The organism is Vibrio paucivorans (assembly GCF_054053395.1).
In genome coordinates, this window is sequence record NZ_CM133230.1 from 111,115 (window position 1) to 125,550 (window position 14,436).

Here is a 14,436-nt window from a genome sequence, read left to right on the forward strand (position 1 = left end):
CCCTAGATTATTATTTTTAGATATTAATTTTTCTAGGTGGCTCATTCTTTAGGTGACTACCTATTTAGGTACTTAAGGGCGAGCATTAACGCGGTGATGCTCCGCGCTTCACAAAAATCGAGGTGAGTCAGCAGCTCTTCCGCTTGGGCAAGTGGCCAACGCACAATTTCCAAAGGTTCAGGTTCATCGCCCTCTAACTTTTCTGAGTATAGGTCTTGTGCTACAAATAATGTCATTCGGCTAGAAAAATAGGAGGGTGCGAGTATCACTTCTTTAAGTGGAGTCAGTGTTTGAGCACCAAAGCCAATTTCCTCTTTGAGTTCGCGAACTGCGGCCTGCTCAGCTGTTTCACCTAAGTCGATAAGCCCTTTCGGGAAGCCAAGTTCATAGCGCTCTGTGCCCGCCGCGTACTCTCTGACCAAGAGTAAGTCGCCTTGCTCAGTGACTGGCACCATCATCACCGCATTGCGTCCACTCGGTTTCATGCGTTCGTAAATTCGCTGTTCTCCGTTACTAAAACGTAGATCAAGCGACTCAATAGAAAACAATCTCGATTGCGCAACAACTTGCTTCGCTAAAATCTCCGGCTGGCTGCGTTTGGTCATGACGCTTACTCCTTAGCGTTTAGGATCGTCGATCCCATAGGTAGAGTTAATATATGAAAAAATACCGCGGTATTAAAGGGATAGATTTCGACCAATCAAGATTTTTATCAGTATTGGCGGAGACTTAAAAACAAAAAGGGCTGGCACATGGCCAACCCTTAATATCAACGATGATGACGGATTAGTAGTAAGAGTGCTCACCACGGTCATGTTCAGTCGCATCACGTACAGCAGTAAGCTCACCTTCAAACTGTTGAAGTAGCTCTTTTTCGATGCCTTCTTTCAGCGTGACATCGACCATTGAACAGCCGTTACAACCGCCACCAAATGCAACAATCGCCACGCCTTCGTCAGTAATTTCGACTAGGTTTACGTGACCACCGTGACCTGCGAGTTGTGGGTTAACTTGAGTTTGAATTGCGTACTCTACGCGCTCCAGCAGTGGAGCGTCATCGGCGACTTTACGCATTTTTGCGTTAGGTGCTTTTAGCGTTAACTGAGAACCCATTTTGTCTGTAACAAAGTCGATTTCAGCGTCTTCTAGGAACGGTAGGCTCAATTCATCAACAAACGCAGAGAAGCCTTCGAATTTAAGCTCAGTATCTGTTGATTCGACTGCTTCAGGTGGACAGTAAGAAACACCACATTCAGCGTTTTGAGTACCTGGGTTAACCACGAAAACACGAATGTTAGTGCCTTCTGGTTGTTGGCCAAGCAGGTTGGCAAAGTGAGATTGGGCGTTTTCTGTAATAGTAATAGAATTTGACACGACGAATACCTGAGTGAAATTGTAGGCTATTTAAGCGCCATTTTACTCCTGCACAGCCTAAGATCTAGCCTTTTTTCATCGTGATGCAATGACTAGTGTGAGTCTGTGGGTTCAGGGGTACGGCAGATACAGTAAATATCAATGGTTTCGACGCCCGCTTCAAGCAGTAATTTGCATAAATGATGCACCGTACTGCCTGTGGTGACGACATCATCAATAATCGCGACATGCTTTGCTAGTGGTGGCGATGAAAGTCGAAATGCTCCGCGCAAATTACTCAGCCGTTGAGACTTGTTTAAACCTTGTTGCTGCTTGGTTGGTCTACATCTTTTAAACAAATTATGCTGATACGTTATGCCTGTACGTTTTGCTACTTCAGCAGCCAAAATCTCACTGTGGTTAAAGCCTCGCCACCATTTCCTTCGCCAATGCATAGGGACTGAGGTTAGTATCTCTGGCTTGGTGTCGATTTTTTCCGTAAGCAATGGTGCCAAGTTGCGGGCATGCCAAAACTGGCGCTGGTATTTAAGTTTGCTGACGTAGTTGGACAGCGGTGCTTGGTAGTCGCCCACGCAATACAGTCGCGACCACAGTGGTGGAGCGGTTAAGCATGAGCCGCACATTGGCGTCGATGTTATTGTTGGAAGTCCACATCGCTGGCAACGTGATGTAGGTTGGAAGTAGCTTTGGCAACTAGAGCACCAGATGCTGAACTCTTGCTTTGGATCGAGCGGTAATCGGCATAAGTCGCATACCGGTGCGCAGTATTGGTGCATGGTTTTTTGTAGCCAATCGGATAACATGGTCGCCAAACTGTTGGGTGAAGTGGTGTTTATCATCTCGCCTAACGACGGTGATTAGGGCTGAATTTAGTAGGAGAGAGTGCGACCATGAAGGAAACTTTGCACTGGCATCGAGAAGGTCATGTGAATCAAGATAGCGAAGCCGCTGACTTGGTGCTTGTTCACGGCTGGGGAATGAATGGCGCGGTTTGGCATCAAACTGCAGAAGTTTTGAGCCAACATTTCAATGTTCATGTTGTTGATCTTCCGGGTTATGGTCATAGTGCTCACTTGCATGCCTCGACCTTAGAGGAAATTGCTCAGCAGCTTTTGATTGAAGCGCCAGAACAAGCCATTTGGGTTGGGTGGTCGTTGGGTGGTTTGGTGGCAAGTCATGTCGCTTTGCATCACTCCGAACGCGTCACTAAGCTTGTGACGGTGGCATCCTCACCTAAGTTTGCTGCAGAACGGCCTTGGCGTGGGATTCAACCTAATGTGCTGACGGCGTTCACCGATCAGCTGGTAGATGACTTTCAGACTACGATTGAACGGTTTATGGCGCTGCAAGCCATGGGAAGCCCGTCAGCTCGTCAAGATGTTAAGCAGCTGAAGCAAGCTGTGTTATCTCGCCCAAGTCCAAACCCAGAATCACTGTTGGCTGGGCTACAAATGCTGGCGAATGTTGATATGCGTGAGCAACTGGAAGAAATTTCGGCGCCAATTTTACGACTGTATGGTCGGCTTGATGGCCTGGTGCCAGTTAAGGTCGCCAGTGATGTTCAAAAAGCCCTGCCGAGCAGTGAACACTATGTGTTCAGCCAGTCTTCACATGCGCCATTTATGACTGAATTGGATGCATTCTGTCATCAAATTGTCGTTTTTGGCCAAAAGTAATGAATAATTGCTAAATTTTTAACCACCTCAGTCGATACAGAAATTAACCCAATAGAGCTGACACAAGTTAGGCATTATCGGGTTGGGCGATACTGAGGAGGTTTCGACTATGATCGTGTCACCGACTAACGTTAGTGTGCCACTTATCGCCCCATCAGTTAATGTACAAACGGAGCAGGCCGCGCGCGATAATAAAGTGCGGGAGCCTATAATACCGACCGTTGAACTGGCTAAAACCAATGCTGAGCGAAAGGTTAAGGCAGACGATAAACGGCGAAAGCAATCTTCATGGGACCCGTCGGAGCATCCTGGCTACGAAACGGAGAACGACAGTGAGGTTGCCGAGTCTTATCACGAAGACCCCAAGGATACCCTTGAGCGACTCTTCAGTTTGCTGGCCCTCGAGACATACAGCGAGAAGCAGGGAAAAGGCTATGCGATGCGTTTTCGGTTGCCCAAGTGCATTATTGATGCTGCGATAACTGAAGGAAGAATGGCGAAGCGGCGAACTGTGATCAGGTACCACTATGGTCATGCCGTTGCACCAAACACTCCATCTGAGGTTATAGCGGTGTTGTAAACATCTACAGTTCGGTGTTTATCGCTATCAAAAATACCCACTTTCTTGTAGTGCACCACTACCAGCAAGTGGGTTTTTCTTTTTTACTCGCATTAAAAAGCCATCGGCGTGCGATGGCTTTTGGTCAGTGATAGCTATTGGTCCGTTGATAGCTACTGTATCAATTAGCGTTTGGCTTTGGCAAAGGCTGCCGCAAACGCACCGCCCATAGCACCGTTTTGTGGTTCTTCACGTTTGCGCTGCCCTTGTTGGCGATGACCACCACGAGGAGCGTTTGAGCGTGATGTGTGCGAGCGCTGCGAACGGTTGTCTTGGCCTGGTTCATCTTTTAAGCGCATAGACAGAGCGATGCGCTTACGTTGTACATCGACTTCCATCACTTTTACTTTAACGATGTCACCTGCTTTTACCACTTCACGTGGATCAGAAACAAAGCGATCGGTCAGTGCCGAGATATGAACTAAGCCATCTTGGTGAACACCGATATCGACGAAAGCACCAAAGTTAGCCACGTTGGAAACGACCCCTTCGAGAATCATCCCGATTTCTAGATCTGACACTTCGTTCACACCATCTGCAAATGTGGCCGTTTTGAACTCAGGGCGTGGGTCACGGCCCGGTTTATCAAGTTCTTTAATGATGTCAGTGACGGTTGGAACACCAAAGCTTTCATTGGTGTAATCCACAGCATGCAGGCCGCGTAAGAATTCAGAGTTTCCAATCAGTGCTTTGATGTCTTTGCTGTTTTTCTCGGCGATGGCTTTCACTACTGGATAGGCTTCTGGGTGAACAGAAGAAGCATCCAGTGGATTTTTACCATCCATAATACGTAGGAAACCAGCACACTGTTCAAAGGCTTTTGGCCCAAGGCGAGCCACTTTTTTTAGTGCTGTACGGGCTTCAAATCGGCCATTATCGTTACGATACTCGACAATGTTCTGAGCCATAGTTGTGCTTAAACCTGCAACACGAGTGAGCAACGCTGCTGAGGCAGTATTCACATCCACACCTACTGCGTTTACACAGTCTTCAACCACCGCGTCCAGACGTTTGGCTAGCATCGCTTGGCTGACATCGTGTTGGTATTGACCCACACCGATCGATTTTGGATCGATTTTCACTAATTCAGCCAATGGGTCTTGCAGACGACGAGCAATCGACACGGCACCGCGCAGCGACACATCCATATTCGGGAATTCTTTCGCCGCCAATTCAGAGGCCGAGTACACCGACGCACCCGCTTCACTGACCATGATCTTTTGTACTTTGAGGTTGCCGCGCTTGATTAAATCGGCCACAAACGTATCGGTTTCTCGTGAGGCTGTACCGTTACCGATTGCAATCAGATCGACATTAAACTGGCGCACCAGTTGGTCAACCACTTGCATCGACTTATCGTATTGTTTCTGTGGTGGATGAGGATAGATGGTATCCGTTGCCAGCACTTTACCGGTTGAGTCCACGACAGCAATTTTAGAACCAGTACGTAGGCCTGGATCTAAGCCGAGTGTTGCGCGAGGGCCGGCTGGTGCAGCCATCAGTAAGTCTTTTAAATTGGTGGCGAACACTTCAATCGCTTCGATCTCAGCTCGCTCTTTCATTGCACCCATTAGCTCTGTTTCCATGTGCATGGAAACTTTAATACGCCATGCCCAGCTGATGACTTGTTTGCGCCATGCATCGGCTGGTGCACTACTGAGGTTAATACCGTAGTGGTCGGAGATAATGGTTTCACAGTAAGACTGACGCACACTTTCTTCCTGCTCTGGGTCAGCATTCATCGCTAAGGTTAGGAAGCCTTCATTGCGGCCACGCAACATAGCCAGTGCTCGGTGGGACGGCACTTTGCTGAGTGCTTCATTGTGCTCAAAGTAATCTTTGAATTTCTCGCCTTCGGTTTGCTTACCGTCGACAACACGTGCGACTAGCTCCGCATTGCGATTCAGGTGAGCACGGATTTTTTCTAGCAGATTCGCATCTTCAGCGATACGCTCCATGATGATCGCGCGAGCACCATCAAGTGCTGCTTTGGTGTCCGCAATGCCTTTATCGCTGCTGATGTATTGGTTTGCTTCTGCTTCTGGCTCGGTTTGCGGTTCATTCCATAGTTTATCAGCCAAAGGTTCTAAACCTGCTTCAATCGCGATTTGCCCTTTCGTACGACGTTTAGGCTTATACGGAAGATAAAGGTCTTCTAAGCGCGTTTTGCTGTCTGCTTGGTTGATTTCGCTTTCCAGTTCAGCGGTTAGTTTGCCTTGTTCGCCGATGGACTTGAGAATGGTTTGGCGACGTTCGTCGAGTTCTCTTAGGTAGGAGAGTCGTGAGTCTAGATTACGTAGCTGAGTATCGTCTAAACCACCAGTGACTTCTTTACGGTAGCGAGCAATAAATGGGACGGTGTTTCCGTCATCGATAAGGGTGACAGCAGCAGTAACTTGTTCAGTCTTAACATTCAGTTCCTGAGCAATCAGGCGACAGATAGCTTGGCTCATCCGTGTTTTCTCTTTATTTGTTTGATTGTAGGGAGATTCCCGTAAAGCGGACTTATGACGCTGTAGTGTTTGTATATATTGGGATTAAGGCGTTATTTTCCAATCTTTTTGCTACTCAGGTGTCAATTTTGCAGACAAAGTAAAAGATGAATGTGTACTTTGGTTAAAGTTATGTCAAAACTGTAACTAGTGTCAGAACTTATTGTTTTTTTTATGGACTGAAAGACGGTAAGGTTTACCGGAAGAATAAAACGGATGCATAGAATGAAAAAAATATCCTTGGCGTTAGCCATCTTGAGTACCTCCTTGTTTTCTCACTCGTCTTTGGCTGTTGAAATTCCTTTTACTACGCAGAGCCCAGCGTATGAGCTAGACGATAAATTGGTACTTGGCCGTCTTGAGAATGTGTACTTGCACGATGCGGAGGCGTTAAAAGGCGTTCCGTTTGTGGGCAAAATCGATACCGGTGCTGATAGCACTTCTATGCATGCGGAAAATATCCATGTTTCCAGTACCAATCCAGACTATAAAGACCTGAAAGATCACGACTTAATGGCTGCGATGGTGAAAGAAGTCGAGAAAAATAAAGAGCTCGACTATTTTGATTGGGACGGGGCCACGTTTGCACCCTTCAAAGCGACTGTCACCTTTACCGTTCAACACCCATATAGTGGTGAGCCTGTAGTGATCAAAGAACCACTGGAAAGGGTTGCGATGATCCGTAGCCGTACCAGCAGCACGCCACTGTTGCGCCCAACTGTGAAGATACCAATGAGCATCGCGGGGCTCCAAGTGAAAACCGATGTTAACCTAACCGATCGCAGCAATTTCTCGACGCCTGTGCTGATTGGTAAAACATTTTTGGCCGACAATGCGTGGGTGTTTGCGGGCTATGACTACTTGCAAGAGCAGCCAAAAGCCAAAGTGGTGGGTAAAAAAGAAACCGTCAGCATCAATGATATCCCGCTTAACGTCAGCTTCTCTTTGAAGAACAGCTACAGCATCTTGCACGCGAAGAATATCGATGTAGATACTAAGCGTGATGAAGTGAAGTTCGACATGGTTGGTAGTGACGGCAAGCAGAAAGAGATGACTTTGCCACTTGTACGCATGCTAAAAGTAAGTGGTCACAAACGCCCGTTGGTATATGTGCCAGTGCAGCTGGACAGTAAAACGACACAATATTGGTTGGTGTACCTAAAAGATCGTTCGGGTAGCAGTTCTCAGCTGCGTGTTGGTACCAACACAATCAGCGAGTCGTTCATGATCGACACTGGTGCTGAAAATCTTTTGGGTAAAGGTGCCAAGAGCTTCCTAAGTGTGGCCAAGTCGAACCAACCTTTAGTGGTCTCCCCACAAGAGAGCCTATCGCTGGATGGCTTTAAGTTAGATGCAGAACCATCATTTGCCGTCAAAACTCCACTACTCAAGGTGGCAAGCTTTGAGGTGACTGATAAGGGTAAAGATGAGTTCGTTGAGTACTTTTTGAGAAACTCGGACGGCGAACAGCAAAAAATTACTAAGAAGATTCAGAAAAACCTACGGGTAGGCGACACGGTTCGACCTGTGGTGCTAGGTCAGTTTGCTCTTGAAGGCGAAGTGCGTGAACAGGAATTTGCTATTGATGTGCTAGATAGCGATGAAAAACGTCCTTACTTCGTATTGGGGCAAAAAATGGTCAAAGATGGCGTCTTTGTAAATACTCGCGCTGATCACCTGCTGCAAGCTGATCCACTATTTAAAGCGGGTCATATCGAAATCGCTCAAGTCGAAGGTATGCGTTTCCCTGCGAAATTGGATACGGGTGCTGACGTAAGTTCAATGAATGCGGTCAACATCAAGCGTTTCAAGAAAGATGGCCAAGATATGGTGACATTTACGTATCAAAACAGCCAAGGTGACAAACAAGAGTTCACCAAGCCTGTGATCGATGTAATGCGCATTAAAGCGAAGAAAGGTGAAAAACCGAATATCCGCCCAGTGGTAGAAATGACGGTTAAGCTCGGAGATTTAGAGCGTCGCGTCAAAGTGAACCTTCAGGATCGTTCTCGCTTTGAATACAGCATGATTTTGGGTAAGAACTTCTTAAAACACGGTGCTGTCGTGAGTAGCGATGAAAACTACTTGTTAGGCAAAGACTAACAGCCGTAACACATTTAAAAATCCCCGCCTTAGCGGGGATTTTTTTATTGATAGCGAACTGAGTTAATAAACCACTCTTTTTCGCCTTCCGGTGTGCGCACCACAAACTCATCATCGACTTCTTTTTTCAATAGCGCCCGGGCCATTGGTGAATCGATCGAAATATAGCCCTTGGCATCACCATAAATTTCGTCTGGGCCCACGATACGAAATTGCATGATATCGCCGGCGTCATTTTCGATTTCTACCCAAGCACCGAAAAATACTTTCCCTTCTTGCTGTGGTGAGTAATCGACGACTTTCACCTGTTCCAAGCGCTTGCGCAGATAGCGGACACGGCGGTCGATTTCACGCAGCCTTTTTTTGTTGTACTGGTATTAGTTCTACTCTAAAGAACATACTAATAGCTGCAATTCTACTTCTAAACATCTGATATTAATCTGGCCTCTTCTATTAGTTGAGTCATTTGAAATAGTGAGAACCATCAACTATATACTAAGTAGTATGTTAAGAACTCCTTAGTATTTGAGGTTGTCTATGAAGTATGAAAAGCGATGGACGGGTTGGAGAGAGTTTCTAGAGAATACTCGCCGATTCTCCGATATTGATGATTGGGAATGTAAGAATAAACAGCAGTTTAAGCATTTACCTATAAGTATGACTGCCTATTACGACAAGAGTTGGTCTGGATGGCATGACTACTTAGAACAAGCGAAGAAATGAGCTTCGTTATAAAGCGTGGAGTGAGCTACATAGCTAGTACAGGCCGGCCTTCGTTTCGCTTTCCAGCGCTTTTTACTGAAAATGGTTTGCTGATTTCTCACTTGAGATTTTTGCATGAGAATCGCTATAAATCTCAGTCGTGGCTGGAGCGTAATACCTTCGCTGTAGAGCTTCTTTTGAAGTTTATAGAGCGCCAAGTATCCAACTTTTCATCGGCTACAGATTTACTCAGAGCCTTTGTTGAAGCATTACAGTTCGGAACTATTCAAGATGGGCAAGATGACTCTGGTTTGTTCTGGAACCCTCGAAGCAATGAAGACGTTAATGTTCTTCTTCGTCATATTACTCATTACTGCGACTACCTAGATACTATTCATGGTACTGATTTACCAAAGCTAAATCCTTTGAGAAAAGCCACTCACGCAGAAGAGCGCTTGCAATGGTGTGCTTACTATAGAAGACACCGGCGTTGTTTTCTTAATCACTTGACGAAACCATCAGTACAGCAGTTCTCATTAGTTAGAAAAATTCACGGGCCTGAGAGGCATTTTGTTGATATCGAAGCCGTCTACCGATTTCCAGAGGAGCGAATTGAAGACTTACTTATGCACGGGCTTGTTTCTGCCTCAGGGGAGCAGGATTATGGTAGTCAGTTAATCGTAATGTTGATGCATTTCGGTGGGTTAAGACTGTCAGAGTGCTTCCATATATATACCGATGATATATCGATAGATCCACAATCAGGTTCAGCTTTTATATCGGTTTTCCATCCTAGTGATGGAAAGTCTCCAGATGAACGTTTCAGTAAACGAAATGAATACCTGGTTAATAAATACCGTCTGATTCCACGGAACGAGTATTCGAGAAGCCATAGGCTCTACGCTGGCTGGAAAGGACCTTTGCTAACAAATCGCAATCTGTCCTTTGACGTCATGTTTTATCCGGCAAATAAAGCTGTTGAGTTTACTCTGTTACTACACAAATATCTTTCAGTCAGGCCCACCTCAGAATTTCCTTTCTTATTTGTTAACTCAAAGGGTAATCCTGAGAGTAAAAAGAACTTTCTTCAAAAATATAATAGAGCCATTAAACGAATTGGGCTAGAGCCCCACAAATCGCTAGGGACAACCCCACATGCTCATCGCCATTCCTACGGCTATAGATTAAGCCAAGAGGGTTTTTCTCAATTGGAAATTCAAAAAACGATGCACCATAAAAGTCCTGATAGTTGTTTGGTGTATTTAAAACCTTTGAATGAAGAAGTTCGATTAACTCTGAGGGAGCGACTGAATGAAGGGTAATAAATATGGAACGTTACAGGAGGCTTCGTTAGCAGCTAAATCCTTAGGCTTCAAATCCGCTAATCAGTATCAATATTCCTATAAGCAAGATCCTATGCTTCCCGCATCACCACAAATAACCTATAGAAAAGATTGGGATGGCTGGGGTAAGTTTTTGGGAGTTCCCGAGAGGGCTAGACACTACCCATCTATGTCTGAAGCAATGAAGGCGGTTGCACAGCTGGATATGTCGACACGTGGAGAGTACTACTTGCGCTACAAGGAAGATGTTCGCCTACCATCAAACCCAAATAGAACCTACAGTTCAGAGTGGAAAAACTGGTCACATTTTCTGGGTAAAGAACAAAAGGTTCTTTATTCTAGCTTACACAAGGCTCAAGAGAGTGCCCGAAAACTAAGAATCTTATTTGTTAGTGAATATCAACATCGTTACAAAGAAGATCCAAAGTTACCTGCAAATCCTGACAAGGTATATGCGAGTGATTGGATTAGTTGGCCCAACTTTCTTAGAGGTGAGGATGGTGAGATCTATAGCCAAATCAGGTATGCCTCTTCAGCAGCACAAAGGTTAGGAATCAAAAACAAATCTGATTATCGACTGCGCTATGTTCAGGACTCAAAGTTACCCCCTAATCCAGATAAGTATTATTCCACGGAATGGATGTCTTGGGAGCAATTTCTAAGCAAATATAAGAAAAAGTATTACGAGACTATCGAAAAGGCGTCTATGGCTGCGATAAAGCTTGGTATTAAAAGCATGGTAGAGTACAGGGCGCGCTATAGAGAAGACCAGTCATTACCCCCTAAGCCCCACGTTTTTTACTCCGAAAGCTGGACTAGTTGGCAAACGTTCCTCGGTCAGCCAATAAAGAAAAATTATAGTACTCTCAAGCAGGCTCGTCGTTCTGTATTAGAATTAGGCATCAAGTCGTCTAATGAATATCGATTCCGTTATAGAGAAGACCATTTATTGCCATCAAAACCTGAAAGAATATATGCCCATGAATGGCGAGGGTGGTGCTGGTTCCTTGGAAAACAAGTAAAGGACCTCTATCCAACATTAAGTGAAGCAATCAAGGCAGTAAAAGTACTTGGGATCAACTCATTTAATGAATATCAAGAGCGTTACCCAGAGGATAATAAACTTCCCACAAACCCTCATCGTTTTTACAAAGATGAGTGGATCAATTGGCCCAGTTTTTTTTCTAGAACTGAAAGGGCATTCTATTCAAACATAGACGCTGCACGTGCTTCAGTACAGGCATTAGGTATCACCACCGTAGTTGAGTATCGAGTTAGATATAAAGAAGACCCTTGTCTGCCGGCGATTCCGGATAGAACTTATGCAGCAGACTGGCGTGGTTGGTGGGACTACCTTCAACCGAAAAAAATTCGAGATCTAAAGTCATTTAAAGCATGGTGTCGTACGCTGAAAATAAAAAATTCTCTCGAATATAAAAAAGCGAGGAAAGTACACAGCAACCTACCCTCGAAGCCAGAAAAAACGATTCATGATTGGACAGATTGGTTTGATGCTTTGGATATCCCACGACCATATTCTTATAAGGAACTAGAAGCTTTAGTTAGAAAAAATGGCATCACTACTTTATCTGAGTACCGAGAATTCAGAACTTCATCCCAAGACCCTAGAGTGCCCGTCAAGCCAGAAGAGCAATACAAAGGAAAAGGTTGGACTAACACCTATGACTTTTGGGGAATTCCTCGCCCCTATCAAGTTAAATACTTTACTGATGAATGGTCATTGTGGGCGGAAAAGATAAAAGAGTTTCTCAAGTCTGCACGTGGTGGAGATACCAAAGCGAAAGACTTATGTGAATTTGTTCGTAAATACATTGAGCCGAATTCCTTCGAAACATGCCCTTTGGAGTTTCTAACACGCGGTTCGACAAACATTCAACCAATGCTCAATCTATTTGAACAAGTACCGTTGACACGCAGGAAAAAATGGGTCTTCTCAATCAATGAGTTCTTAGACTGGGTTATATCAAATTATCTGATTTTGGAAGACACTGAGACCGGAGAGGTTACTCACATTAAAGGGGCCAAAAATCCTTTTAGCCACATTAACTTTAATGGAGAGGTTGCACAAAATGTTGTCAATGAAACAAGTAAGATGGCCTTACCTTATCAATATGTAAAAGCGGGGCGTGAGTGGATATTTCCATTAGACTCGATAGAGAAAAAACTAAGCTATCGAGATTTGACTCATTTACATCAGTTTTCATCAGATTGGGTTCAGATAACCGACAGCTCTCTCCTAGATAAGAATGACCCTGACTGTGTATTTAAAGTTGAAAATGGAAAAACCTACCTATGGTTCCCCACATACTGGACTTATACATATTCATTGATGCAACTCCCTGCACGAGGTATACAGATCGTCTACTGTGACTCTGGTGAGGCTGACAAAGAACTCTCCGACTTCAAGAACGGTAAAGTCGTTTGGAAGAAAAATAGGACCAAATTGGCAGGCTTGACCAATAGGCAAAGTATGGTGAGTAAATCCGGTCAAGGAGAATTTGGAGTTCATTACACCTCTAACAAGACCAAATTTGATGGCTCAGGTTATACCATTCCTTTTATGCCGGTAGAACTGGCATATTGGTTGATAAAACTCAGAAAATGGCAACAAAAGTACAATCCGATTGAGGAACCGACGAAGTGGTTGGATTGTGAGCGTACCAACTTGAATGAGGTTCAGCTTAAGCAAAAAGGTGTTAATTGCTTTTTATTTAGGGAGTTTAAAGATATAGAGCCTGGATACTTCAGCGGACGCCTGGCAGATAGATTGGCTGCTGCACTGTTTTTCAGTGCCAAAAACGACGTCACTACGGCCACCTACCGTGGATTAAAATACAACGAGGTCATCAAAGAGCTAAAGAGTAGCGAAATAATACCGCTTTCTCACTTCAAATCTCCTTACACTCCCCACTCAATGCGGGTGAGCTTGATCAATGCATATGCCTATGAGTTTGGAATTCCTTTAGAAGTCATAATGAAGCTAGTCGGTCACTCCAGCATCCTCATGTCTATTTACTATATCAAGAGTGATAAAACAGGCGCTAACTTACGAGAGAAAATGGAGTTAGGAGAAAAAGAGGCGATGAACAAAGCAACACAAACGCTCAAATCGTTTGTGGAACAGCAGAGAATTGAAGAGGTTAAATCACAGCTAGTAGGGACATCTGTGGACCGAATCAATATACTCAGCAATGATAGACCTGCCTCCAGTTATCTATGGAAAGACTTTGGTATCTGCCCTGTTGGAGGTGCTTTTTGTTCAGAAGGTGGCTGCCCAGTAGCCACAAAAGCCAACATATATCACCCAGTACCAGCAGGTTATTTGGGGGAACAGAACTGTTTTCAGTGTCGATTCTTTATTACCGGCCCAGCTTTTTTGGTTGGACTTGCCGCCATGTTCAATGAAATAAGCCTCGCCGTAAACACGCAATCTATACGTTACACTTCGCTTGGGCAGAAGCTTGATGATATTGCAGAGAAGATAGATGTCATTGATCACCAACTTTACAAAATAAAAGCGGATTGCTTAGAGAAGTCGGCTTTAGAGTCTGATAGGCGTGAGTTAGTTGGAGAGCGTATGCATTTGAACTCGGAAATTGAAACACGAGCGAAGAAGCTAGATTTGTACCTCTCAGACATGAACGCGATTCACCGACATATTCATAATTGTCAAACTCTTATGCGTAACCCTAAAGAAAATACGGAGAATCACTATCAACTTATTGTTCCACATGAATTCACATTAGGTGTAGAGCTAGATGAAGTAAGCAATTTCCACCAACTATCAGAAGTGTGCTCGAACGCTGAGCTGTATCACAGTTGTAGTGATGATTTAGCAGTTACCAGACGCTCCCAAATGATAGACAAAATGATGGTCGAAAACGGTATTCAGCCGCAACTCTTCTTACTATCAGAAGAAGAACAGCTTGCAGTGGGCAATCAGTTAACAGAGCTAATGCTAACACGTTTGAAAGGCTGGGATAACGTCGATCGTCTCATGGATGGTAGCTTGACCCTAAAGGACTTATCGATAGATAACCAGTTCGACGAAAAGACGATTCGTGAATTGTTTGAGAAGTCGAAACCACTAAAAAGGATCGGTTAGC

The 14,436-nt window shown here is 44.7% G+C and carries 10 protein-coding genes and 1 pseudogene; 6 read left to right on the plus strand and 5 right to left on the minus strand.

Going from position 1 to position 14,436, the window contains the following annotated elements; translation table 11 throughout:
• Window positions 1–56: 56 nt before the first annotated feature.
• From nudE to ACXABW_RS00520, 3 genes are all read right to left on the minus strand, one after another.
• Entirely contained in the window at window positions 57–605 is a 549-nt protein-coding gene (gene nudE, locus ACXABW_RS00510; RefSeq protein WP_457523469.1) for an ADP compounds hydrolase NudE, read from the minus strand.
• Between the two features lie 181 nt (window positions 606–786).
• Window positions 787–1,374 (minus strand): Fe-S biogenesis protein NfuA, encoded by a 588-nt coding sequence (gene nfuA / locus ACXABW_RS00515; protein WP_252028970.1) that lies wholly within the window; start codon window positions 1,372–1,374, stop codon window positions 787–789.
• A gap of 92 nt (window positions 1,375–1,466) precedes the next feature.
• Window positions 1,467–2,213 (minus strand): ComF family protein, encoded by a 747-nt coding sequence (locus ACXABW_RS00520; RefSeq protein ID WP_457523471.1) that lies wholly within the window; start codon window positions 2,211–2,213, stop codon window positions 1,467–1,469.
• A gap of 51 nt (window positions 2,214–2,264) precedes the next feature.
• Here ACXABW_RS00520 and bioH point away from each other — a divergent pair, with 51 nt between their 5' ends.
• The gene (bioH, locus tag ACXABW_RS00525; protein ID WP_457523473.1) at window positions 2,265–3,050 is read left to right on the plus strand and encodes a pimeloyl-ACP methyl ester esterase BioH; all 786 of its coding nucleotides are present in this window, start codon (window positions 2,265–2,267) and stop codon (window positions 3,048–3,050) included.
• 109 nt (window positions 3,051–3,159) lie between these two features.
• Complete coding sequence (locus tag ACXABW_RS00530; protein ID WP_252028973.1) at window positions 3,160–3,630, plus strand: ATP-dependent Lon protease; 471 nt, start codon at window positions 3,160–3,162, stop codon at window positions 3,628–3,630.
• A 164-nt stretch (window positions 3,631–3,794) separates the two neighbouring features.
• Here ACXABW_RS00530 and ACXABW_RS00535 read toward each other — a convergent pair whose 3' ends face one another.
• Window positions 3,795–6,122, minus strand: coding sequence for a Tex family protein (locus tag ACXABW_RS00535; protein ID WP_457523475.1), 2,328 nt, complete (start codon window positions 6,120–6,122; stop codon window positions 3,795–3,797).
• A gap of 264 nt (window positions 6,123–6,386) precedes the next feature.
• On the opposite strand from ACXABW_RS00535, the gene ACXABW_RS00540 reads away from it, so the two are divergent.
• Window positions 6,387–8,264, plus strand: a complete 1,878-nt coding sequence (locus ACXABW_RS00540; protein WP_457523477.1) for an ATP-dependent zinc protease family protein — start codon at window positions 6,387–6,389, stop codon at window positions 8,262–8,264.
• A 44-nt stretch (window positions 8,265–8,308) separates the two neighbouring features.
• Here the strand turns inward: ACXABW_RS00540 and greB are convergent.
• Window positions 8,309–8,641 (minus strand): annotated as a pseudogene (greB, locus tag ACXABW_RS00545) (transcription elongation factor GreB); the annotation flags it as partial.
• Between the two features lie 160 nt (window positions 8,642–8,801).
• Here greB and ACXABW_RS00550 point away from each other — a divergent pair.
• The 3 genes from ACXABW_RS00550 to gmtZ are packed head-to-tail and all read left to right on the plus strand — an operon-like array spanning window position 8,802 to window position 14,435.
• Window positions 8,802–8,987, plus strand: coding sequence for a hypothetical protein (locus tag ACXABW_RS00550; protein ID WP_457523479.1), 186 nt, complete (start codon window positions 8,802–8,804; stop codon window positions 8,985–8,987).
• A complete protein-coding gene (gene gmtY / locus ACXABW_RS00555) occupies window positions 8,984–10,288 on the plus strand; it encodes a gamma-mobile-trio recombinase GmtY (RefSeq protein ID WP_457523480.1) in 1,305 nt (434 codons plus the stop codon). Before ACXABW_RS00550 ends, gmtY begins: the two co-directional genes overlap by 4 nt.
• A complete protein-coding gene (gene gmtZ, locus ACXABW_RS00560) occupies window positions 10,278–14,435 on the plus strand; it encodes a gamma-mobile-trio integrase GmtZ (RefSeq protein ID WP_457523482.1) in 4,158 nt (1,385 codons plus the stop codon). Before gmtY ends, gmtZ begins: the two co-directional genes overlap by 11 nt.
• The last annotated feature ends 1 nt before the right edge of the window (window position 14,436 follow it).